We start from the raw sequence: 20,682 nt of genomic DNA, 5'->3' as shown, positions 1-20,682 counted from the left end.
CCCCGACCGTATAGCACCAGGTCCGAGTACGGAACATCGGCGATCTTGGTAAGGGCTGACCGGGGGTGCCGATCCCGCCATTCCGGGCCGGCCGTCGCGCAGCATCGTCTCCCTGCGGCGCGACCATGTCCGGCCTCATGGTGTGCATCACCGGCGACGCTGGCCGGGGGATCCGCGGCGCCAGACCGGCGCAAGCCGCCGCAAAAGGCGTAAAATCAGACCCCCTAGGGGGCGTGGTTGCTCTTGTGGGTCGGCCCGGCCGAGCGTGGCCAGGCGCACAGCGGACCTCGGGCGGCAGCGCCCGCCCGACGCGGAGCCCTTTTCTGACGGTGATCTGTCGGAAGACCACGTCATGCCGGGGCTCCGCGCCGGGAACTTGGTTCAGGACGACCGTGGCCTTGGCAGGCCGATCACTGTTCCTTCGCGGCGGGAGTCGGCGCCGCCGTACTGCTTGCCGGTCCTCGGATCGACCACTACTGCCTGCACCGAACCGATGTCGGCGCCGGTGCTGACCGTGTAGCCGAGCGCACGCAGACCGTCAACGGTGGCCTGCGGGAATCCGTTCTCGAGCGAGACCGAACTTGCCGCGCTGGTCACCGACACGCGAGGCGCGTCGATCGCTTCCTGGATCGTCATCTTGTGGTCGATGAGATTGAGCGCGACGTTGAACACCGAGTTGATGATCGTGGAGCCCCCCGGCGAGCCAAAGGCAACCAGCGGCTTGCCGTCGGGCGTGAGGATCAGGGTCGGCGTCATGCTGCTGCGCGGCCGCTTGCCCGGCTGCACATCATTGAACCCGGGCCCGCCGGTGTAGGGGTTGACCGTCGGCGTCAGGTTGAAGTCGGTCAACTCGTTGTTGAGCAGGAAGCCGAAGTTGCGCGGCGAGGCATTGTTGTCCCGGTAGCCGGCGAACACGCCGATGCCGTGCGACGACTCGATCGTGTTGGTGTAGGACACCAAGTTGCCCCATTTATCCACAACCGAGAAGTGTGTGGTCGTCTCGCCGGGCCCGGTGACCGGTTCGGCCGTCGGGATCAACGTGCCGGCTTCTACGTCCGGGTCCTGGAACGGACGCGGGTCTCCCGGCGACGGGTTCGGCGTGATCCGCGCGCCCGGCACGATCGCGGCCCCGCGGAGCGCGACGTAGCCCGGGTGCAGCAGTCCCCGGCTCGGCTCCGACACGAAGTCGCTGTCGCCCATCCAGATCGACCGGTCCGCGAACGCGACCCGCATCGCATCGGCCATCACGTTCACCGTCTTCGTGGAACCAAAGCCGAAGCCCTGGCTTTCATCCCCGATCGGAAGGCGCTCGAGCATCTTCAGCATCTGGGTCACGGTCAGGCCGCCTGACGACGGTGACGACATCGCCCGGATCTTGTAGCCGCGATACGTGCTCTCCACGGGTGTGCGCAGCGTCGCCTGGTAGTTCTCCAGGTCGGCGAAGGTCATGCTGCCGCCCTTGCCGTTCGGCGCCTGTGGGCGGTTGAACTTCTGGCCCTCGACGATGCCCTTGGCGATGTCGCAGCCCTTCTCCGGCATGTACCGGTAGAAGCAGTCGGCGCCGTTGGTGGCGATCAGGCGGAAGGTTTCGGCAAGGGGCTTGTTCTGCACCAGCGAGCCGATCGCCGGAGGTACGCCGCCTGGGCAGAAGAACGCTTCGGCCTCCGGCGAGTTCCGCGCGCGGCTGCTGCAGCTGGCTTCCGAATAGCGGAAAGTGGCGGCGAAGCCGTCGTCGGCGAGCTTGATGGCCGGCTGCAGGGTGCGAGCGAGCGACAGCTTGCCGTAGCGCTCCAGCGCCATTTCGGTGCCGCGCACCATCCCCGGCACGCCGACGGCCACGCCCTGCAGCGAAGAGTTCGGCACGCCCACGAACATGTCGGGTGTCGCACCGGCCGGCGCACGCTCACGGGAGTCGACGGCGACCGTCTCGCCGGTCTCCGCCAGGTGGATCATCATGAAGCCGCCGCCGCCGACGCCGGCCGATTGCGGCTCCACCACGTTCAGCGCGTAGGCGATCGCCACCGCTGCGTCCACCGCGTTGCCACCGTCTTCAAGGATCTGCGCGCCGGCTTCGGCGGCGTAGGGGTTGGCCACCGCCACGACGCCCTGACGGAACGCCTTGCCGGACCACGGCGGCGGGTTGCCCTGCGCGTGCGGCGGCAGGGACACGGTGGACTGGATGCCAAGCGACGGATCCTTGCTGCCCGCATCGGCGATTGCCATCGAGCCAGGGCTTGTGCCCACCAGCAGACCTGCCAGCAGGACGCAGCCGAGGGCTCTTCGAGAGTGAGTCATGTCCTTCCCTTCATTGGCGAACGTTTGGTTCGGGGTCACTGACCGGCCTGCTGTTCGGCGTCGCGGATCACGCGCAATGCGCCTTCGACGGCGTGCCGCGCCTACTCGGTTGAGAGGCTTGCGCCCCGCTGGAAGGCCATCAACTGGCTGATGAACGCACGAAGCTGATTCCTTCCCGCATCGACGTTGCGTCGGCTGAACTGCGCGCTCGCGGCATCGAGCTTCGCGTTCAGCGATTGCACGTTCCCCGCATTGACCGGCAGCTCACCGACGAGCCCCGCCAGCACCGCAACACCTTCCGGCGGTGTTGGATGGGCGAGAGTCACCCGGACGGCGTACGCGGCAGGCGAACCAGGTGAGCCGGGAGATCACGGCATCACCTCGGGCCAACCCGCCTTGCTGAAGTGGTGGGCGCCGAACGAATCCCACCGTGCACCGTCGACGCGCCGCCGGCATGCGCCTCCGACGCGGCCTGGTCCGTGCACTGCCATCTGAGCACTGTCCCTTCCGAATAGGTCGACCTCATGCTCGTTTCGCGCCACGGCGGGCTGTCGGGGTTCGACGTTGCCTATCGATCGGACTGAGCCCCCTGCGGGGTCCAAGGTGTATGAGCTGGATCGGTCGGATGTGTGAGGAGGCCGGGTTGGGGTGAGCGTATGCACATTCATTGTCATTGAGCGATCGCGTGAACCGGACTTGAGCATCTCTTGAGGAGCCGCGACGGATCCATGCGGACGGCCAGCCCGGTCACGACGGTCGATGCGGAGTTGGCGCGGAATCGGCCGCGCGGCCCGGCCGCAAGGCGCGAGCTTGGGCGGCCACCGGGTGACGGCCGGTCGAGGCGGGGCGAGGGCGGCACTGTGCCGGCCGATGTCCCGTGGAACATCGTTGAGGGCCTCGTCGATGTCGGCGAGATGGTCGCACACGTTCGCCTCTGCTGGGCCTCGGCATCGATGATCCAGCAGGACGTCTGTGCGGCACCGGACAGATGCTCAACGTTGCCAGAAGGTAGTTCGAGACATGGACGGTGACCGAAGCCGGTGGTCTACATCAAGGGCGCGCGATGCCGTCTGGTGGTCTCGTCGGCCGGCAAGCAGACTGATTCTGCATCCGCTGCACCGACGCGCGCTCACCAGCGACCCAACCGGAGGCGGCTGATTCCGAGCAGCGCCACCCTGGCCGTTCCGATTCCCGCTGGCAACAGCATGACCAGCAGCAGGTTCTCAGCCAGCTTGCCGTCCTCGGGTGTCCAGGCGTTGGCCATGATGACGAAGCCGCAGAGGAGTACTGCGGTCACCGCCGCCAGGACGCTGAACTCCACCTTGCGGGCAGAACGGGGCGCTGATCCGCGTCGCTCCGGCCGTGGTATCTGATCCGGGCGTCGTTGCGGCATCGGCACGGTCAGGCTGTCCGGCACGCCCTGGTCGAGTAAGGCCAGGGCAGTGTCGTCAGCGCCCGCCGCAGCGGCGCGAGATCAGGATAGTGATCAACGAGGTCGTAGCTCGGCAACCCGAGAAGTGAAGAGATCTTGGGGAACGGCATGCGGGAGAGCAAAGGAGCTGGGCAACAGACACGTTGTACCCGCTGACCTGAAAACCCAGCCAGGGGAGAGGGCCGCCGCCGGCAACACTTGCCGAAGACTTGGACGCGACTAGCACCCGAGCCACCCGCCGTGACCACCGGCGCAAGCCGGCGGTAACTGCCGGACAAGTCGCCTGGGCGAATCTGAGGGCGCGACCCCGGACGGACCGGGCGCATCGTGCGAGAGGTAGAAGAGTGAAGCAGTCGATTCGCATCCTGCTCGTGGCGCTGATGGCGGCCGGAGGGCTGGTCCTGGCGGCGAGTGCCGCCAGCGCCGGCGACCCGTCCCAGTGGGGCGCCAGCGCCGGCGACCCGTCTCAGTGGGGCGCCTGGGCCGGCGCCGGCAGAGTCGTTCTCCGGTAACGTCGACCGGAAGGTACGGCCACCGAGCCTGCCTCGGCGGCCGTACCTGACCACGGTGCGCGACGGCCTCCCGGGACCTGGCGGCCAGGGCGTTCTCGCGCGGCGTCCAATGTCGCCTGCACCGACTGTGACGTCAGGCAGCGCTGGTCGGGGTGGTGGTGGGCATGTCAGATGGTGATGACGACCTTCGCCCGCGCGTGTTCACCTTCGAGGTACCGGATGGCCTGGGGCACCTCGTGGAGCGGATACGTCCGGTCGATGACCGGGGTGAGGCGGCCGGCCTCGGCGTGGACGCGGAGCGTGTCGAGGTGTTGCCGGCTGGGCGCCGCGGTGAGTGTGACGATGCGGTGTCGAACGAAGGGTGCCAGCAGCCGCCCGCGCGTGATGAGCCAGATCGGTCCGATGAGACTGCCGCCGCGGTACACGCCGCCGCCGGAGAGCACCAGCGTCCCGGCCGGGGTCAGCGCCCGCCGGAGCGCGCTGAGGGTGCGGTTGCCGACCAGGTCGAACACGACGTCGTGGCGGCGGGCGTCGTGGGTGAAGTCGTCGCGGGTGTAGTCAACGACGTCGTCGGCGCCGAGGGAGCGGACCAGGTCGGCGTTGCGGGTGCTGCACACCCCGGTCACGGTCGCGCCGAGCGCCTTGGCCAGTTGGACGGCCAGGGTGCCGACGCCGCCGGAGGCGCCGTTGATGAGGACGCGGTGGCCGGGCTCGACCTGCCCGACGTCGCACAGTCCCATGAGCGCGGTGACCCCGGCCAGCGGCAGGGCGGCCGCCTGCTGCGGCGTCAGGTTCGCCGGCTTCGGCGCGACAAGGGTCTCGGGCACGCATACGTACTCGGCGAACGCGCCGTTGGCGTCGCCGAGGTCGCCGAAGACGGTGTCGCCCGGGCGCACCTGCCGAACGTGGGTGCCAACGGCCTCAACCCGGCCGGCGAAGTCGCGGCCACGTATGCGCGCTCGGGGCCTTGATCGGCCCATCGCCAACCGTGCCATCCGTGGATCGCCACGCATGGCATGCCAGTCGTACGCGTTGAGCGCGGCGGCCTCGACCCGTACGAGCACCTCGTCGGCGGCGGGCACCGGTGCGTCGACTTCCGCGAGCGTGAGGGTCTCCGGCGGGCCGTATCGGTCTTGGACGATCGCTCTCATTTCGCCTCCCTCAGGTGTACGGCGTACACCTATGGAAACAGGGTAGGTGTACGCCGTACACCTGTCAACGCGGTTATGGTTTCCACCGTCGCCGGAAGACGAGGACCGAGATGGTTGAGCAGGCTGATCCGCTGCGCCGGACGCCCCTGAGCAGGGACCGGATCCTGCGCGCCGCCGTCGCGCTCGCCGACGAGGCCGGGATCGAATCCCTCAGCATGCGCAACCTCGCCCAGGATCTGGGCGTCGTGCCGATGGCCCTCTACAAGCACGTGGCCAACAAGGACGAACTGCTCGATGGCATGATCGACGTGGTCGTCGGCGAGATCGATCCGCTGGTGCCAGACACCGACTGGAAGCACACGGTCCGCGAGCGCATCCTCTCGGCGCGGCAGGTGCTGCAACGCCATCCCTGGGCGCCGCTCGCGATCGAGTCGCGGAACATGGCGACGCCGGCCATCCTCGCCTACCTCGACTCGATGGTCGGGGCGTTCCGGGCCGGCGGGTTCTCCGCCGACCTCGCCCACCACGTGATGCACGCGATGGGCAGCCGGATTCTGGGCTTCAGCCAGGAGTTGTTCGACGCCTCCCGGCGCGCTGGCCGGTCCGGCACGACCAACCCAGACCCGCCGGCGGGGCTACCACCGGAGGCTGCGGCCCGGTTCCCGCACCTCGCGGCGATCGCCACGGCGGCGTCGCACGACGACGCGTCGGTCGTGGGGCAGGGCTGCGACGACCAGTTCGAGTTCGAGTTCGCGCTGGACCTGCTGCTGGACGGCATCGAACGGCTGCACCAGCAAGGCTGGACGTCGTCGCGCCGACCACGGTGAGACGATCTTCGTGTCATCGGTAACCGGGTGGGGGCCGTAGGTCCTACGGGTTCGGGCGGAAGGTCCCGAGCGCCGCCCTGGGATTCGGGGATAACCTCGCCTCACATTCATTGGGCTGGTCCGGTTGGCCGGCGTGACGGATGGACGCGGATGATCGGAATCGCAGGCGGTGTCGGGCGACGGGTTGCCCGGCCGAGCGGCTTGCCGCATCGGACCTGCCCGATGCGTCGGGACGATCCATGATGACCGGCGGGCGCGGACGGTGGTCGGCGGGCAGTCGTTCGATGTGGCTGGGCACGCTGCCGCTGCTGGTGGGCGCCGTGGTGTGGATGGTGGCGCGCCAGGCGCCAGCGGTCACGGTCACTCGCTGCGTGTCGGCAGACGGGCCGTGGGCCTGGCTCGGTGTGCACCTGGCGCTGCTGCGCGAGCATCCCGACTGCGCCGCCGGCCAGTACGCGCTGGATGCCAGTCCGGGGCACACCGTGGGGCTCGTGGTGATGGTGGCCGCCCCGGCGTTGTTGCTGAACCTCTGCACCGTGCTGGGCATGGTCGGGGTCTGGGTCACGCTGCGGGCGCTGCTGTCCGGAGCGGCCGAGGCGGTAGGCCGGCTCTGGCCGAGGCTGCCGGCACAGCCGCGCCTCGCGCCTGACATGCGCCGTGCTGCCCCCCGCCCCTGGAGGTCCGGGCAGCCGTTGCGGGCGTGGCAGCTGGACCGCTCCCCGGTGCTGCGACGCGGCCCCCGGATCCTGTCGGCGTTGTGATCACCGCACTCCAGGGCTGACCTCGGCGTTGTTTCGTCGTGGCCTGCCGGATGGCCGTCGCGGCCGCCTGGAATGCCGGGGTCTGCGCATCTGCGGCACGACGAGTACGACACGAGAACCAATGCAGCGGCGCGCTGGCGCGTGTGATCGCGCCGCCAGGCTGCGCGCTGCCCCTTCCAGACGGAACGCCGCCGGTCGAGCAGGCGGCGGCGGGCGCCGCCGGCACGGCAGCTGGCGCCCGCTGCCGACCATCCCCCGCCTACGGCCGGTGGTCGGTGCACCAACGCGAGAAACGAGACGGACCATGAGCAGGGGAGCACGGATCAACGCGCGGGAGCTGCGCCAGGCGCAGGTGGCTGCGGCCCGACGGCGGCGCAACCGGGTACGGCTGGCCGGCGGGGTGGTGATTGTCGGCCTCCTGGTCGCGATCATCGCTGTCGTGGCCAACACTGCGTCGAGCGGCGACTCTTCGCCGAACAGCGCCAGCGGGCAACTGGTGACTCCGGCCAACCTCACCGACACGGGCGCGATCCCGGTCGGACAGTCCACCGCGCCGGTGACGTTGGAGATCTACCTGGACTACATGTGCCCGGCTTGCGGGAAGTTCGAGCAGGCCAACAGCGGCGAGATCGACCGGCTGATCAAAGCCGGGACGGTTAAGGTGCAACTACGACCGATTTCGTTCCTGGACCGGACGTCGAAGGGTTCGAAGTACTCCACCCGGGCGGCCAACGCGATGGCCACGGTCGCCGACCGCGCCCCGGGTTCGGTATGGGCGTTCAACACGGAGCTGTTCAACCATCAGCCAGAAGAAGGCACCCGGGGTCTGTCTGACGACCAGATCGTCGAACTGGCCCTCAAAGCTGGGGTGAGCAGGGACGTGGCCGACGCGTTCACCAAGCGGACCTTCGAGCGGTGGGTGGCGGCCTCGACCGATGCCGCGTTCAAGTCCGGCGTCCAGGGCACGCCCGCCATCAAGATCAACGGCACCGTGTTTGAGGGCAACGTGTACGCCCCGGGCCCGCTGACCCAGGCGATCGAGGCCACGGCGGGAGGGGCGAGGTAGTGGCTGGCCTGGTGGGCCGACTGGACCGGATCCGGCACGCCAAGGCCTGGCTTTTCGGCACGATGCTGTTCTCGTCGTGTCTGAGCCTGCTCGCCTCGTTCGTGCTGTCGGTCGACGCGATCACGCTCGCCGCCGACCCGACCGCCGAGCTCTCATGCAACATCAACGCGGTGATCAGCTGTGGAACGGTCGGCAGTTCCTGGCAGTCGCACCTTTTCGGGTTCCCCAACGCGTTCCTGGGTCTGATCGCAGAGCCAGTGGTCATCACCGTGGCCGTGGCGAGCCTGGGCGGGGTGCGGTTCCCACGCTGGTTCATGTTCGCCGCCCAGGTCGTCTACACCCTTGGGCTGGCCTTCGCGTACTGGCTGTTCTACCAGTCGATGTTCCACATCGGGGCGCTGTGCCCGTGGTGTCTGCTGGTAACCGTCTCGACGACGCTGGTGTTCTCCACCCTGACGCATGTCAACATCCGCGACGGCAACCTGTTCCTGCCCCCGCGCGTGCAGTCCGCGCTTGCCGCGGCGGTGCGGGTCAACCTCGACCTCATGGTCGTGGTGATCTGGATGCTGGTCCTGGTCCTCGCGGTCGTCGTCAAGTACGGCGACCTGCTGTTCGGCTGACCCAACCCGGTCGGCGCAGCGAAGCCCTTGCGGGGCGGGTGGGGTGCGGCCCATCGGTCGCACCCCACTGCGCCGCGACTCGTGATCTTCGGGGTGGAGACGGCGCGTTCGCCGCGAGCTCGGATCTTGGCGTGGTGCTGGTTGACGGACTTCTGCCGGCGGGACAGGCGAACCTGGGGCGAGCGGTCCCTTCCATCCGGGTAGTTCGACCCTGGCGCGCGGCCGGCTGCTGCGCGAGCGTGAAGGTAGCTCACGGGCTGGGAGGCATCGCCATGATGTACGGATACGGGACCGGCGGCTGGTGGATGATGCTCATGCCGCTGCTGTGGATTGCGTTCATCGCGGTCCTCGTCTGGGCCGCCGTGCGGTTCATCCAGCCGGGCAGCGGTGGCCGGGCCGGGGCCCGGGAGACGCCGCTGGAGATCCTCGACCGTCGCTACGCTCAAGGAGAGATCGACGACTCCGCCTACACCACGGCTCGGGCCCGGCTGACCGGCCGGGAACCGAGCACATCCTGACCTGCCGTGGCGGCGCCGGGACAGCACGCGGGCGGTGGCGGTGCGGATGTCGGCGCATCGCCATTCCTTCCAGGTGCGGGGCCGTCACGCCGCGGCCGGATCGAATCCGGCGAGCATCTGCTGGAGCGCGGCCTGGTCCGGGCCGACGAACGGGTCGGCGTACGGTGCCGCGGCGATCGTGTCGAGGAGGTCGGAGGTGCACCCGACGGCGGGCGGCAGATGCGTGCTGAGGATCGCTGCGGGGTCCATGGCACGCAGCGGTTGCAGGGTGGCGAGGAAGCGTGCCGGGTCCACGGTGTGTACCCACGGGCTGTCGACCGTGGCCCAGAGCATCTGGCCGGCGCGATGACCTCGCCAAGTTCGGCTACGAAATCCCGGTCCGGCAGGCCCCCTTCGTGGCGGCCCAGTGTCGCCGCGGCCTTGAAGCTCAAGTGGCGCTGCGTGGGGGTGCCGCGCGGGGGGTGGCCGGCACGAGCCGGCGGGTGATCCACAGCGGTGAGGTGACGGCGTTGCCCATCACCACCGCGTGCGCGCCGGCCTCGAAGGCCCGGCGGATCTGCGCCGTCGTGCGGTACCGCCCTTCGGCGATGACCGGCACCGGTAGCTGTGCGACGAGTTGCGCCACGAGCGCCAGGTCGGGGCCGTCGGTCTGCGGGCTGGCCTGGGTGTAGCCGGACAGCGTGGTGGCCACGGCGTCCGCGCCCGCCTCGACAGCGGCGACGCCCTCGGCCGCGGTGGACACGTCGGCCAGGACCAGCGCGTCCGTATCCTCGTGGATCGCGCGGACCGTGTCGGCGAAGGTACGTCCGTCCGTCCGGGGACGGTCGGTGGCGTCGATCGCGACGATGTCCGCCCCGGCCCGCGCCACCTCGAGCGCGTGCGCCGCCGTCGGGGTGATGAAGACGCCCGCCGTGCCGTGCTTGTACAACCCGATCACCGGCACGCCGACCGCGGCGCGCACCGCCCGTACGTCGTCAGGTCCGTTGACCCGCACCCCCACCGCGCCGCCGCGTACCGCCGCGGAGGCCACCCGGGCCTGCACGTACGGGTCCCGCATCGGGTCGTCCGGCTCGTCGGGCAGCGGCTGGCAGGACACCACCAGCCCGCCGCCCAGGTCGTCGAGCACACTCACGCCTTTGGTCCTTCCACTGATCCGGGTGCGGCGGCTCCCGCCGTCACCGTTCACTCCGTTTGTTCCAGGGCCAGCCGGGCCGCGCCGACCACGACGGCGTCGGCGCCCAGCGCGGCCGGCAGCAGCGGCACGTCGGCCCAGCCGGCGGGCAGCTCCGCCGCGTAAGCGGCCGACGCGGCCGGCAGCAGCGCGCCGGCCGCCCCGCCGGCCACCAGGACGGCCGCCGGGTCGAGCAGGGCCACCAGGCCCGCCAGGGCAGCGCCGAGTACGCTGCCGGCCCGGTCCACGACCTGCCTGGCGACCTCGTCTCCGGCCGCCGCGCGGTCCGCCACGGCCCGCCCGGTGACCCGGGTGCCCGTGGCGATGGCGTACGCGGCGGCCAGCCCGGTGCCCGACGCGATCGCCTCCAGGTGCCCGTACCGGCCGCACCCGCACCGCAGCCGGTCGGCACCGGGCGCCGGCAGATGCCCCACCTCGCCGGCGGCGCCGCGCGCACCGGCCTCGACGCGGCCGTTGCGCACGATCGCTCCGCCGAGGCCGGTGCCGACGGCCGCCAGCAGCACATGAGCCCGGTTCCGGCCGGCGCCGGCCCAGCACTCGCCCAGCGCCGCGGCGTTCACGTCGTTGATGACCCGTACCTCTCGACCCAGCCGCGCGGCCAGCGCCTCGGCGACCGGGGCGCCGGTCCAGCCGGGCAGGCTGTCGGTGGCGTACCGGATGCTGCCGGTCGCCGGGTCGACCGTGCCGGCGGTGCCCACCCCCACCGGCCCGGCGCCGGCCGCCCCCAGCAGGTCGGCGGCCAGCCCCGCGGCGGCGTCCAGCACCGCCTTGGGCCCGGACCGGGCGGGGGTGGACACCTCCCGGCGCTCCAGCACCTCCCCGCCCGGGCCGACCAGCGCGGCCGCCGTCTTGGTGCCGCCGATGTCGACGCCGACCACCGCGGCCGTCATCCCTTCAGGCCGGTGTGCGCGAGGCCCTCGACGAACTGCTTCTGCGCGATGACGAACACCACCAGCACCGGCAGCGCGGTCATCGACGCGGCGGCGAGCTGAACGTCCCACATCGGGCCGCCGTAGGCGTCGACGAACTGGGTGAGCGCCTGGGGCAGGGTGAATTTCTCCGGCGAGGAGAGGAACACGATCGGTTCCAGGTAGAGGTTCCAGCTGTGCAGGAAGGTGAAGATCGCCACCGCGCCCAGCGCGGGCCGGGACAGCGGCAGGGCGATCCGCCAGAAGGTGGCGAAGCGGCCGAGCCCGTCGACCCGGGCCGCCTCCTCCAGCTCACCGGGAAGGCTGATGAAGAACTGCCGCATGATGAACGTCGCCAGCACGCTCGGCGCGCCGAAGATCGGCACCAGGATCAACGGCCAGTGCGTGTTGATCAGCCCGAGCTTGAAGAACATCTGGAACAGCGGCACGATCGTCACCTCGCTGGGGATGAGCAGACCCGCGAGGACCACCAGGAACAGCACGTTCTGGCCACGGAACCGGATCCGCGCGAAGGCGTACCCGGCCAGCGCCGACACGGCCAGCGTGCCGATCGTGACCACCAGCGCGATGTAGAGGCTGTTCAGGTACTGCTGCCCGAACGGTTGCAGCTCGAACACCCGCCGATAGGCTTCGAGCCGCGGGTTGGTCGGCAGTAGTTGCGGCGGGAAGGCGAAGATGTCCGCCACCGGCTTCAGCGACGAGGTGACCATCCACCAGGTCGGGAAGACGAACGGGATCGCCAGGACCAGCAGCACCCCGTAGAGCACCAGCTTGGTCCGACGCGACAGGTCACGACTCATGGAAGACCCACCTCTTGCGCATCTGCCACTGGAGCACGGTCAGCGCGAGCACGATGACGAACAACAGGATCGACAGCGTGGCGCCGTAGCCGAAGTGGTGGAACTGGAACGCCTGCTGGTAGAGGTAGTAGACGAGCACGGTCGTCGAGGTGCCGGGACCGCCCTGGGTCAGCACCGCGATCTGCGCGAACACCTGCAGCGACCCGACCACGGTGATGATCGAGGTGAGCAGGATCGTCGGGCTGATCAGCGGTACGGTGATCCGCCAGAACTGGCGCATCCGGCTCGCCCCGTCCACCTCCGCGGCCTCGTACAGCTCCGCCGGCACGCCTTGGAGGGCGGCCAGGAACAGCACCATGTTCAGGCCGACGTTCTTGAACACCTGCACGACGATCACCGACAGCATCGCCGTGCCCTCGCCGCGCAGCCAGTTCGGCCCGTCCACACCGATCCTGTCGAGCAGGCCGTTCACCCCGCCGTTGTCCTGCAACAGGAAGCCCCACACGATCGTCCAGGCCACCAGCGAGACCACCACGGGGGAGAAGAACAACGTGCGGAACACGATCGTGCCCCGCAGTTTCTGGTTGAGCAGGACGGCCAGCAGCAACGCCAGCCCGAGGTTCAACACCACCAGCCCGATGGAGAACAGCCCGGTGGCCCGCAGCACCGCGCCGAGGTTGGGATCCTCGGCCACCGCCTTGTAGTTGTCCGTGCCGACAAAGTCGAACGTCCCGGCCAGCACGTTCCACTCGTGCAGGCTGTACCAGACCACAAGGATCAGCGGCAGGATCACGAAGACGGCGCTGCCGAGCAGTTGCGGGGCGACGAAGAGATAACCGGTGAGCTGGTCGCGGCGGCGGCTGGTCCAGAACGGCCGCGCCCGGCCCAGGGTGGGCCGGGCCTCGACCGGGCCCACCCTGGTGTCCGTCCGGGTCATGATCGGTTGCCTACTTCGCCAGCAGCGGCTGGATCTTGGCGCACACCCCGTCCAGGACGGCCTTGACGTCCGCGTCCGGCTTCCACAGCGGGTCGAGCCCGGCGCGTACCTGCTGGCTCAACTCGGCCTGCCCCGCGTGGTTGGGCTTGACCACGCCGTTGTTGATGCCGTCGATGACCACCTTCTGCAGCTGCTCCGGCTTGAGCTTCGGGTTCGTCTTGGCGAGGGTCTCCGCGGTCAGCTGCGACTGGCGCGGCGGCGGGAAGAACTGGGCTAGCTTGGCCGAGTTGGTGGGGTTGGTGAGGAACGCGAGGAAGTCGGCGGCGACGTCGGCGTGCGGGCTCTTCTTCATCACCCCGATGCCGGCCTGGCCGACCACCGAGTACGGGCCCTTCGGGCCCGCCGGCAGCGGGACCAGGTCCCAGCCGAAGCCGTCGTCCTTCAACAGGGACGCGCGGGAGATCTGGGTGATCGTCATGGCGGCGTCACCGGCGAAGAAGTCGGCGGTGGTGCCCGGCCCGGGCAGCGCCTTCGTGGTGAAGATGGCCTTGTGCAGGGTGGTCATCGCGTCGACCATCTCCGGGCTGGAGAAGCCGCAGGTCCTGCCGTCCTCGCTCCACGCCTGGGCGCCCCACCCGGTCCAGAAGGTGGACAGGTTGTCCCAGCCCTTGTAGTCGAAGTCCCGGATCACCAGGCCGGCCTTCCCGGTGGCCTGCTGCGTGGCGCCGGCGGCTGCCAGCGCGTTGTCCCAGGTCCACTGCCCGGCCGCGATCAGCTCGGCCGGTGTCTTCTGCCCGGCCTTCTTCAGCAGGTCGGTGTTGACGAACACGCCGAACGGCGAGGTGGAGAACGGGTACGCGTAGAGCTTGCCGCCGTTCTGCCAGAGCTTCAGGGTGGCGGGGGAGAGGTCGTCGTACTGGTAGCCCTCGGCCTTCTTGAGCGTGTCGTCCAGCGGCAGCAGCGCGCCGGAGGCCACGAAGTCGGGGGCGGAATTCTCGAACACCCACGCCAGGTCGGGTGCGTTCCCGCCGGCGATCTGGGTGGTGAGGGTGGTGGTGTAGTTGTCGAACGGCAGCGGGTCGAACTTGATCTCGGCGACGTTCGGGTGGCTCTTGCGGTACTCGTCGGCGATGTCGTTGAACAGCTTCAGGTGCGCCTCGTTGGCCGACCAGACAGTCATCCGCAGACTGGCCGGGCCCTTGTCCTTCGCCTCGCCGCCACCGCAGGCGGACAGGGCGAGGACGCCGGTAAGCGCGGCGGCGACAACAGCCAGACCCTTTCCTGGTTTCACTATCTTCTCCTCACCGGGGGTTTCAGTAGCCCGCGATCTGCGGCCAGCGGCGTTCCACGCCGGCGGCCGAGACGCGGTCGGTGAACTCGGCCAGCAGGCGGGGGGTGCCGCGGACCGCACGCGGGGTCTCGCCCCGCGTCAGACAGAAGTCGGCGAGCAGGCCGGCGACCTCGCCGATGTTCCACTCGACGGGGTGCAGCCGGTAGCTGCCGTTGGTGATGTGCGTGGTGCCGATGTTCTTCCCGGCCGGCAGCAGGTTCTCCATCCGCTGCGGGATCAGCGCGCCGAGCGGGATCTCGAACGGGCAGGAGCCGACGTCGATGTAGTTGTCGCCGCCGGTCGACGGGTGCAGGTCGATCCGGTACATCCCCACGCCGATCGAGTCGGGGTAGTGCGCCGCACCGTGCTCGCCCCGCACCGCGAGGGAGAGGTCCTGCTCCACGACCGTGTACTCGGCCCGGATGCGGCGTGACTCGCGGATGTAGGGCGCCTGGGCCAGGCCGTCCGGGCTGCCGGTGACGTCGCCGCGCAGCCGTAGGCCGGGAAACCCGGTGCCGCCGTCCGGCCGGGGTGCCTCCGTCTGCAGCCAGTAGAGCACCGAGTACGACAGCTCGCGGGCCTTGGCCAGGTGCCACGACGCGTTCGGCACGTCGATGACCGGTCCCTCGAAGTAGTCGATCATCGGCCAGTTGACCAGGGTGATGTCGCTGCCGTACGCCCCGTCGTTGAAGTTGCGTCGGGCGGCGATCCGCCGAAACGTCCACAGGTTGCCGTCGCCGGGGTTGACCCGCTGGTCGGCGTTGACGCTCAACGGGTCGTCGTCCGGGTTCGGGGTGAAGCTGCGCTCGACGATCTCCAGCGTGCGCGGGTGCGGCGACCGCCAGGACAGCAGGCGGTCACCCCAGAAGTCGGGCTTGTAGTCGCGCCAGAAGTCGTACCCCGCGGGGCGGTCGATGGTGTGGTCGCCGTCGACGTGGTCGAGGGCGAAGCAGACCGACACGGCCTGCATGTTCATCGGCTGCGCCTCGGCCGGTGCGCTCGGCTCCCCCGTCTCGGCCTGCGATTCGAACCCGGTGACGTACTCGGTGCCGGTCAGCGGCAGCAGCTCACCGGTCTCCGTGGCGTCCAGGATGTACGGCGCGACCACGTCGATCCGCTCGTCCCGGTCCCGGTGCGCGAGGGTGACGCCGGTCACCCGGTCGCCGTCGGCCTCCGCCGCGACCGGCCGGTACGGCTGGAGCACCGTCAGCCGCCCCGACCCCCGGTACGGCGCGAGCATCTCCTCCAGGACGGCCACGGCCACCCGGGGCTCGTGGCAGAGCCGACTCACCCAGCCGGCCCCCGGGTTGAGGTCGGTCCAGGCCCGGGAACGCTCGGTCAGCGGGTAGTGGCGACGGTAGTAGTCCCGGATGCCGTTGCGCAGGGCCCGGTAGCTGGCGGTGGCGCCGAACTGCTCGATCCAGGAGTGCTCGTCCGGTGGCACGGCCTGGCTGGTGAGCTGCCCGCCGAGCCAGTCGAACTCCTCGGTCAGGATGACGGACCGGCCGGCCCGGGCCGCGGCGAGTGCCGCGGCGACCCCGCCCAGTCCGCCCCCGACGACGAGGACGTCCGCACGCATCTGTACCACTTGCTTCCTTCCAGTTGCGCGGCCGGCCGCTCAGCGTCGGTCGACCGCCGGATCAGGGGTGCCGAGGGTGTTGCCCTCGACGAGTTCGCAGGGGAGAAGTCGCTGGTGGAGGCCGGTTGCGCTGCCGTCGATGACCCCGGTCAACACCTCGACGGACTGCCGGCCCATCTCCTCGCGGGGGATGCGGAATCCGGTGAACGCGATGTCGGTGGGGACCGGGGACGTCGGGTCGCCGAGGGTCACGATCGACAGGTCGCCGGGCACGGTCAGGCCACGCCGGCGGGCGACCGACTCCAGCGCCACCGCCGTGGCGAAGTCCTCCACGAAGGCCACGGTGCTCCCGTCGGCCAGCAGGTCGTCGAGGCACGCGTCGGCCTCCTCGGCCACCGCGGACACCTGGCGGGCGCTCTCCGCGGTCGTCGCGGCGGCGAGGAAACCACGGCGCCGGTCCTCCGAGGACTCGGCGGTCATTCCCATCCCCACGTACGTGAGGCGCCGGTGGCCGTGCCGCAGCGCCAGCTCGACGAGCTGGGCCACCGCCGTGGCATAGTCGGCGCCCACATAGGGCACCGGCCCGCCGGCGTCGTCGCGGCGTCCGACGGCGACGTACGGGTATCCGTCGCGGTTGAGCCGGTGCAGCTCCGCGCCGTCGATCTCGCGCCCGAGCAGGAGGCACCCGTCGGCCAGGCGCAACCGGTTGTCCTGGTGGAAGATGCGCCGCCGGCCGTCGACCACCGGTGCGCTGGTGAACAGCAGCAGGTCGCAGCCGACCCGCTCGGCGTACTCCTCGATGCCGAGCAGGAACGGGTGGAAGAAGTCCCGGCTGCCGCTGGGGAAGGCGGGCTCGTAGGTGAAGACGCCGATGATCCGGTTGAACCGCGAGGCGAGGCGGCGCGCTACGGGGTCGGCCGCGTATCCGGTCTCGGCGATGACCTGCAACACCCGGTCCCGGGTATCCGGGGCGATGCGGACGTCGGCGTCGGTCCGGTTGTTCAGCACCAGTGACACCGTCGCCTGGCTGACACCGGCCAGCCGTGCGATGTCACGTTGGGTGACGCGTCTGGGGGGAGCGGTCACGACGGGTCCTTCCGGTGCGGCTAATGCGTATTAGCGCTCGGCGTTGGGAAGGAGCCTGGCGCGTCGGCTGGTCCGTGTCAAGAGGGTGAACGGAGATTTCGACGGGATGAACTCCCTGAAGTAATGCGCATTAGCGAGAGCTGGCCCAAGCGGCGCGACGCCCGGGCGCCGGGGATGTGCCCGGCGTTGGGGCAGGCGCGACGACCTCTTGACAGGAGCCCTGCCGACAGAGCAACATTCGAGAAACATAGATGCTAATACGTATTAGCGCGGTGGCCCCGGGCGGGCCTCCGACGTTCGATGACCCATGTGCTCTTACTGAGAGTTACCGCATGCCGCTCGGCGCCCTGCCTGGCCGGCGCGGAGCGCCGTGCCCGGGACAGCGGCCTCCCGTGCTGCCGCCGGTCGATGGCGTTCGCCCGTCGCGCCCAACATCCGAACCGACAGAAGGGGAAGACGCATGACGAGACCACCCGCCCCATCCTCCCGACGCGCTGCCATGGCGGCCGCCGGCGCCGGCCTGCTCGTCGCCGCCATGACCGGCGCCACCCCGGCCGCCGCCGACCCTGACCTCGACTTCCCCCAGTTCACCTACGTCGGCACCGCGTTCGACAAGAGCACCCTCGCCTACAACCCGACGAACGAGTTCATCTTCCCGAGCGTCGTCCGCGCGGCCGACTACTTCCCGAACCCGCTCGGCACCTACTACCTGTACTACGCGCCGCACGAGCGTCCCGGCGGGATCTCCCTCGCCTACGCCGACTCGATCGACGGCCCGTGGACCGAATACGATGCCAATCCGCTGATCAGCAACACGTGGCTGCCGCACTACGCCACCGTCAGCCACATCTCCTCACCGCACGCGGTCTGGATCGAGGGCGAACGCAAGCTGTTCCTCTACTTCCACGGCGAGAACTCCATCACCCGGTACGCCACCTCCGACGACGGCATCCACTTCAGCTACGGCGGCACCGCGGTCAGCCGGAACGAGACCACCGGCGGGGAGACCTCCTACGCCCGGGTGTTCGAGCAGTCCGTGCCGCGCCTGGGCACGCGATACCTGATGCTCTTCATGGACAACCCCACCGCGGCGCCACCCGGACCGACCGGCCCGGTGTCCCGGCGGATCCGCTGGGCCGTCTCCAACGACGCGCGGACCTGGACGATGCAACCCGAACCCATCGTCACCCCGCAGGGCGTCGAAGGCCCGAACGCCTCAGGGCCGTTCTTCCTCCGCTGGAACGACCGCAACCTGGTGATCTACCACGCCGCCGACGGCAACATGCACGCGGTGGACGTCGGGGAGGACTTCGACCAGGAGATCCACCTCGGCATCGTCCACGACTCGATGTCCGCCGCACCCGACCTCGGCCGCTCGGCCGCGCCGACGTTCTACTTCGACGGGCGTACCGCGCACATGTACTACGAGGCCGGCGGCCGACTCACCGCGACCATCGGGCACGCCACCGCCACCCTGGCCAACCCCCTGCCCGTACGACAGCTGGACTGTGCGGTGGACCGACCGGTCCTGTGGCCACCGAACCACGAGCTGGTCGATGTCAACGTGACCGTGGACCTGCACGACGGGGTGCTCGGCCCGAACGCCTTCGCCCTGACCAGCGTGACCGGCGGTGACGCCGCCGACGCCAGCGACTTCGCCATCGGCGCGCCGGACACCAGCGGCAAGCTGCGGGCCGAGCGGGCCGGGAACGGCGGGGACCGGGTGTACCACCTGACGTACACCGGCCACGACGAGATCGGACGACCGGTCGGCTGCACGGTCACCGTCACCGTCCCCCACGACCAGGGCGCCGACTAGCCTCTTCTGCGACCGTTCGGCGCGGTCGGCACTGGCCGGCCAACCAGACATGCGACCCGGCCCCGGGTCGACGCGACAGCGCGGATCCGGGGCCCTGTCCGAACCACGGCGATCGTCAATGTCCCCCTTGGATGGTTACTCGGCGTGCTCTCAAATGATTGGGAGGCCGAGGTTGATGGGCGAACAAGCGACGGGCGCAATTCGCCTATCTGGGTGGTGATGGGGCCTCGAGTGGTTTCCCCCGGGCGCGTGTGGCGTCGGTGGCGGCGATCCCGGTCAGGACCAGTGCGGCGGTGAGGGAGACCAGCACCGGTGGTAGGAGGTGCATCAGCGGGGCTGCGAGGGCGAGGGTGATGACTCCGATGATCCGGGGTCGGGAGACCCGGGCGAAGACCACGTATTCGAAGTGGGCGCGTCCGGCGACGTACAGGGCGGGGCCGCCGAGGATGAAGACCACCCAGGCCAGCGCGGTGTGGCCGAGCGGGTGGGAGATGGTCAGTTCGTAGCCGATGGCGGTGATGATGATGCCGAGGATCATGGTCCAGTGGGTGAAGGCGGCTACCCGGCCGAGGTGGGTGGGGTTCTTCGACGCGGCGATGGCTTCGGCGAGGATTTGCCCGGCCCGGTAGAAGTAGATCCGCCACAGCAGCACGGTGGTGGCGAAGCCGATCACGAACGCCGCCGTCGACTCGATGTCATACAGGCCCATGGTGTAGGCGGCGGCGAGGGCCAGGACTGATTCGCCGAGAGCGATCAGGAGGAACTGCTGGTAACGGTCGGCCAAATGTTCGCCGGCCGCCGCCCACGGGATGGCACGGGCCCGGCCGAGCTTCGGCACGGGCCACCCGAGGCGGGCAGCCAGGTAGTCGCCGGCGGCTGCGGCAACCCACAGCATCACCCGGGTCTCGTCGTGGGTGAACGCGCCGACGATCCACAGGATGCCCGTCAGCGTGAACCAGACGAGGTCACGGGTGACCCTGTCTTCCAGCTCGTGCCCGCGCAGCATGACCTTGAGGATGACGACCCGGCCGACCTGGATGACAACGTACGGCACCGCGAAGGCCAGGCCGCCGCCGTCGAACGCGGTCGGTAGCCCCGCCGACATGATCAGCACACCGAACATGGTCATGATGACGATGACCTGCACGGGTAGCCGGCGTGGGTCCAGTCTGGCCGTCGTCCACGCGGTCATGGTCCATACCCAGGCCAGCGGCATGAGCAGCAGCAGCGTCTTGCCCGCATTCGGGAGAGCAAGCCACGCCTCGGCGAGGCCGGGACGGGCCAGATGTTCGGTCACCCGCAGGGCGATCCGCTGGATGACGAAGACGAACGCCAGGTCGAAGAACAATTCCAGGAACGTCGCCTGCTGCGGGCTACCACGTTTGCGCAGCAGGTCGGACCGCCCTGCCGCCATCATCGCCGGCCCGCCTCACTTGGCTGACCCGTCACGCCGTTACCCTGCCACGCCGCACTGTCGGGACGTGTGCACTCGCGCCGATCCCACCCATGGAACGTCAATCGTGCTCTCACGATGAAGACATCGGGCAAGGCCGCCACCAGCCGGGACGAAGTGCCCGGAACCCGCGGGCGTCCTTCCAATCCTTGTGCTGGCCGCATCGTCGTCAGCGGGGCCAGGGCGTGGGCGTACCTCGCTGCGGAGAGAACCGGTCATGCCGAGCACCGCCCGAGCCTTGACCCGCGCCGCCCGCGACCGCGCAAAGGCCGCCGGGATCCTCTACACCGAGGCCCGCGAGCAGCTCCTGCTGATCCGGCAGCTCATCGACGAGCCGGAGCCGGCCGACCGCATCACGGCAGGCCGAGCCGGCTC

General features: G+C 69.8%; 20 protein-coding genes and 1 pseudogene. 7 read left to right on the top strand and 14 right to left on the bottom strand.

The window, feature by feature from the left end; genetic code table 11:
* Positions 1 to 381 precede the first annotated feature (381 nt).
* From ggt to ACNAVT_RS27515, 3 genes are all read right to left on the bottom strand, one after another.
* Positions 382 to 2,223, bottom strand: a complete 1,842-nt coding sequence (ggt, locus tag ACNAVT_RS27525) for a gamma-glutamyltransferase (protein ID WP_416300376.1) — start codon at positions 2,221 to 2,223, stop codon at positions 382 to 384.
* A gap of 173 nt (positions 2,224 to 2,396) precedes the next feature.
* A complete protein-coding gene (locus ACNAVT_RS27520; RefSeq protein ID WP_416300374.1) occupies positions 2,397 to 2,621 on the bottom strand; it encodes a hypothetical protein in 225 nt (74 codons plus the stop codon).
* An 803-nt stretch (positions 2,622 to 3,424) separates the two neighbouring features.
* Complete coding sequence (locus ACNAVT_RS27515) at positions 3,425 to 3,616, bottom strand: hypothetical protein (RefSeq protein ID WP_416300373.1); 192 nt, start codon at positions 3,614 to 3,616, stop codon at positions 3,425 to 3,427.
* Positions 3,617 to 4,071: 455 nt separating this feature from the next.
* On the opposite strand from ACNAVT_RS27515, the gene ACNAVT_RS27510 reads away from it, so the two are divergent.
* On the top strand, positions 4,072 to 4,239 hold the full coding sequence (locus ACNAVT_RS27510; protein WP_416300371.1) for a hypothetical protein: 168 nt from the start codon (positions 4,072 to 4,074) through the stop codon (positions 4,237 to 4,239).
* 167 nt (positions 4,240 to 4,406) lie between these two features.
* On the opposite strand, the gene ACNAVT_RS27505 is transcribed toward ACNAVT_RS27510, so the two are convergent.
* Positions 4,407 to 5,390, bottom strand: a complete 984-nt coding sequence (locus ACNAVT_RS27505) for an NAD(P)-dependent alcohol dehydrogenase (RefSeq protein WP_416300369.1) — start codon at positions 5,388 to 5,390, stop codon at positions 4,407 to 4,409.
* A gap of 110 nt (positions 5,391 to 5,500) precedes the next feature.
* Here ACNAVT_RS27505 and ACNAVT_RS27500 point away from each other — a divergent pair, with 110 nt between their 5' ends.
* The 4 genes from ACNAVT_RS27500 to ACNAVT_RS27485 all read left to right on the top strand — a co-directional run bounded on the left by ACNAVT_RS27500 (position 5,501) and on the right by ACNAVT_RS27485 (position 8,664).
* On the top strand, positions 5,501 to 6,217 hold the full coding sequence (locus tag ACNAVT_RS27500) for a TetR/AcrR family transcriptional regulator (protein WP_416300367.1): 717 nt from the start codon (positions 5,501 to 5,503) through the stop codon (positions 6,215 to 6,217).
* A gap of 284 nt (positions 6,218 to 6,501) precedes the next feature.
* Entirely contained in the window at positions 6,502 to 6,978 is a 477-nt protein-coding gene (locus tag ACNAVT_RS27495; RefSeq protein WP_416300365.1) for a hypothetical protein, read from the top strand.
* 304 nt (positions 6,979 to 7,282) lie between these two features.
* Entirely contained in the window at positions 7,283 to 8,044 is a 762-nt protein-coding gene (locus ACNAVT_RS27490) for a DsbA family protein (RefSeq protein ID WP_416300363.1), read from the top strand.
* Complete coding sequence (locus ACNAVT_RS27485) at positions 8,044 to 8,664, top strand: vitamin K epoxide reductase family protein (protein ID WP_416300361.1); 621 nt, start codon at positions 8,044 to 8,046, stop codon at positions 8,662 to 8,664. The genes ACNAVT_RS27490 and ACNAVT_RS27485 overlap by 1 nt, the downstream gene beginning before the upstream one ends.
* 86 nt (positions 8,665 to 8,750) lie before the next feature.
* On the opposite strand, the pseudogene ACNAVT_RS27480 reads toward ACNAVT_RS27485, so the two are convergent.
* Positions 8,751 to 8,834 (bottom strand): annotated as a pseudogene (locus ACNAVT_RS27480) (IS5/IS1182 family transposase); the annotation flags it as partial.
* 102 nt (positions 8,835 to 8,936) lie between these two features.
* Between ACNAVT_RS27480 and ACNAVT_RS27475 the strand changes: the two are divergent.
* Positions 8,937 to 9,182 (top strand): SHOCT domain-containing protein, encoded by a 246-nt coding sequence (locus ACNAVT_RS27475; protein WP_416300359.1) that lies wholly within the window; start codon positions 8,937 to 8,939, stop codon positions 9,180 to 9,182.
* 84 nt (positions 9,183 to 9,266) lie between these two features.
* Here the strand turns inward: ACNAVT_RS27475 and ACNAVT_RS27470 are convergent, their stop codons facing one another.
* From ACNAVT_RS27470 to ACNAVT_RS27435, 8 genes are all read right to left on the bottom strand, one after another.
* A complete protein-coding gene (locus ACNAVT_RS27470; protein ID WP_416300357.1) occupies positions 9,267 to 9,515 on the bottom strand; it encodes a hypothetical protein in 249 nt (82 codons plus the stop codon).
* Between the two features lie 94 nt (positions 9,516 to 9,609).
* Positions 9,610 to 10,314, bottom strand: a complete 705-nt coding sequence (locus ACNAVT_RS27465; protein WP_416300355.1) for an N-acetylmannosamine-6-phosphate 2-epimerase — start codon at positions 10,312 to 10,314, stop codon at positions 9,610 to 9,612.
* A gap of 50 nt (positions 10,315 to 10,364) precedes the next feature.
* Entirely contained in the window at positions 10,365 to 11,264 is a 900-nt protein-coding gene (locus tag ACNAVT_RS27460; RefSeq protein WP_416300354.1) for an ROK family protein, read from the bottom strand.
* Entirely contained in the window at positions 11,261 to 12,103 is an 843-nt protein-coding gene (locus tag ACNAVT_RS27455; RefSeq protein WP_416300353.1) for a carbohydrate ABC transporter permease, read from the bottom strand. Before ACNAVT_RS27455 ends, ACNAVT_RS27460 begins: the two co-directional genes overlap by 4 nt.
* On the bottom strand, positions 12,093 to 13,040 hold the full coding sequence (locus ACNAVT_RS27450) for a carbohydrate ABC transporter permease (RefSeq protein ID WP_416300351.1): 948 nt from the start codon (positions 13,038 to 13,040) through the stop codon (positions 12,093 to 12,095). The genes ACNAVT_RS27455 and ACNAVT_RS27450 overlap by 11 nt, the downstream gene beginning before the upstream one ends.
* Positions 13,041 to 13,050: 10 nt before the next feature.
* Complete coding sequence (locus ACNAVT_RS27445) at positions 13,051 to 14,331, bottom strand: ABC transporter substrate-binding protein (RefSeq protein ID WP_416300349.1); 1,281 nt, start codon at positions 14,329 to 14,331, stop codon at positions 13,051 to 13,053.
* Positions 14,332 to 14,353: 22 nt separating this feature from the next.
* Positions 14,354 to 15,949: an FAD-dependent oxidoreductase gene (locus tag ACNAVT_RS27440; protein WP_416300347.1), complete on the bottom strand. Its 1,596-nt coding sequence runs from the start codon at positions 15,947 to 15,949 to the stop codon at positions 14,354 to 14,356.
* A 39-nt stretch (positions 15,950 to 15,988) separates the two neighbouring features.
* On the bottom strand, positions 15,989 to 17,035 hold the full coding sequence (locus tag ACNAVT_RS27435) for a LacI family DNA-binding transcriptional regulator (protein ID WP_416300345.1): 1,047 nt from the start codon (positions 17,033 to 17,035) through the stop codon (positions 15,989 to 15,991).
* A 460-nt stretch (positions 17,036 to 17,495) separates the two neighbouring features.
* Here ACNAVT_RS27435 and ACNAVT_RS27430 point away from each other — a divergent pair, with 460 nt between their 5' ends.
* Positions 17,496 to 18,854, top strand: a complete 1,359-nt coding sequence (locus ACNAVT_RS27430) for a hypothetical protein (RefSeq protein WP_416300344.1) — start codon at positions 17,496 to 17,498, stop codon at positions 18,852 to 18,854.
* Positions 18,855 to 19,059: 205 nt separating this feature from the next.
* Here ACNAVT_RS27430 and ACNAVT_RS27425 read toward each other — a convergent pair whose 3' ends face one another.
* Positions 19,060 to 20,268 carry a low temperature requirement protein A gene (locus ACNAVT_RS27425; protein ID WP_416300342.1) on the bottom strand — a complete coding sequence of 403 codons (1,209 nt, stop codon included), beginning with the start codon at positions 20,266 to 20,268 and terminating at the stop codon, positions 19,060 to 19,062.
* Positions 20,269 to 20,682 lie beyond the last annotated feature (414 nt).

This window comes from Micromonospora sp. SL4-19 (assembly GCF_047921475.1).
Classification (GTDB): domain Bacteria; phylum Actinomycetota; class Actinomycetes; order Mycobacteriales; family Micromonosporaceae; genus Micromonospora.
Note: the sequence above shows the minus strand (reverse complement) of the source record. Positions and strands in the feature narration are given on the sequence as shown.

What these genes read in the sequence shown, in the direction of transcription:
- ggt (WP_416300376.1), bottom strand. Translation starts at nt 2,223, where the DNA reads ATGGCAATCGCCGATGCGGGCAGCAAGGATCCGTCGCTTGGCATCCAG.
- ACNAVT_RS27505 (WP_416300369.1), bottom strand. Translation starts at nt 5,390, where the DNA reads ATGAGAGCGATCGTCCAAGACCGATACGGCCCGCCGGAGACCCTCACG.
- ACNAVT_RS27500 (WP_416300367.1), top strand. Translation starts at nt 5,501, where the DNA reads ATGGTTGAGCAGGCTGATCCGCTGCGCCGGACGCCCCTGAGCAGGGAC.
- ACNAVT_RS27495 (WP_416300365.1), top strand. Translation starts at nt 6,502, where the DNA reads ATGTGGCTGGGCACGCTGCCGCTGCTGGTGGGCGCCGTGGTGTGGATG.
- ACNAVT_RS27490 (WP_416300363.1), top strand. Translation starts at nt 7,283, where the DNA reads ATGAGCAGGGGAGCACGGATCAACGCGCGGGAGCTGCGCCAGGCGCAG.
- ACNAVT_RS27475 (WP_416300359.1), top strand. Translation starts at nt 8,937, where the DNA reads ATGATGTACGGATACGGGACCGGCGGCTGGTGGATGATGCTCATGCCG.
- ACNAVT_RS27470 (WP_416300357.1), bottom strand. Translation starts at nt 9,515, where the DNA reads ATGCTCTGGGCCACGGTCGACAGCCCGTGGGTACACACCGTGGACCCG.
- ACNAVT_RS27460 (WP_416300354.1), bottom strand. Translation starts at nt 11,264, where the DNA reads ATGACGGCCGCGGTGGTCGGCGTCGACATCGGCGGCACCAAGACGGCG.
- ACNAVT_RS27455 (WP_416300353.1), bottom strand. Translation starts at nt 12,103, where the DNA reads ATGAGTCGTGACCTGTCGCGTCGGACCAAGCTGGTGCTCTACGGGGTG.
- ACNAVT_RS27450 (WP_416300351.1), bottom strand. Translation starts at nt 13,040, where the DNA reads ATGACCCGGACGGACACCAGGGTGGGCCCGGTCGAGGCCCGGCCCACC.
- ACNAVT_RS27440 (WP_416300347.1), bottom strand. Translation starts at nt 15,949, where the DNA reads ATGCGTGCGGACGTCCTCGTCGTCGGGGGCGGACTGGGCGGGGTCGCC.
- ACNAVT_RS27430 (WP_416300344.1), top strand. Translation starts at nt 17,496, where the DNA reads ATGACGAGACCACCCGCCCCATCCTCCCGACGCGCTGCCATGGCGGCC.
- ACNAVT_RS27425 (WP_416300342.1), bottom strand. Translation starts at nt 20,268, where the DNA reads ATGGCGGCAGGGCGGTCCGACCTGCTGCGCAAACGTGGTAGCCCGCAG.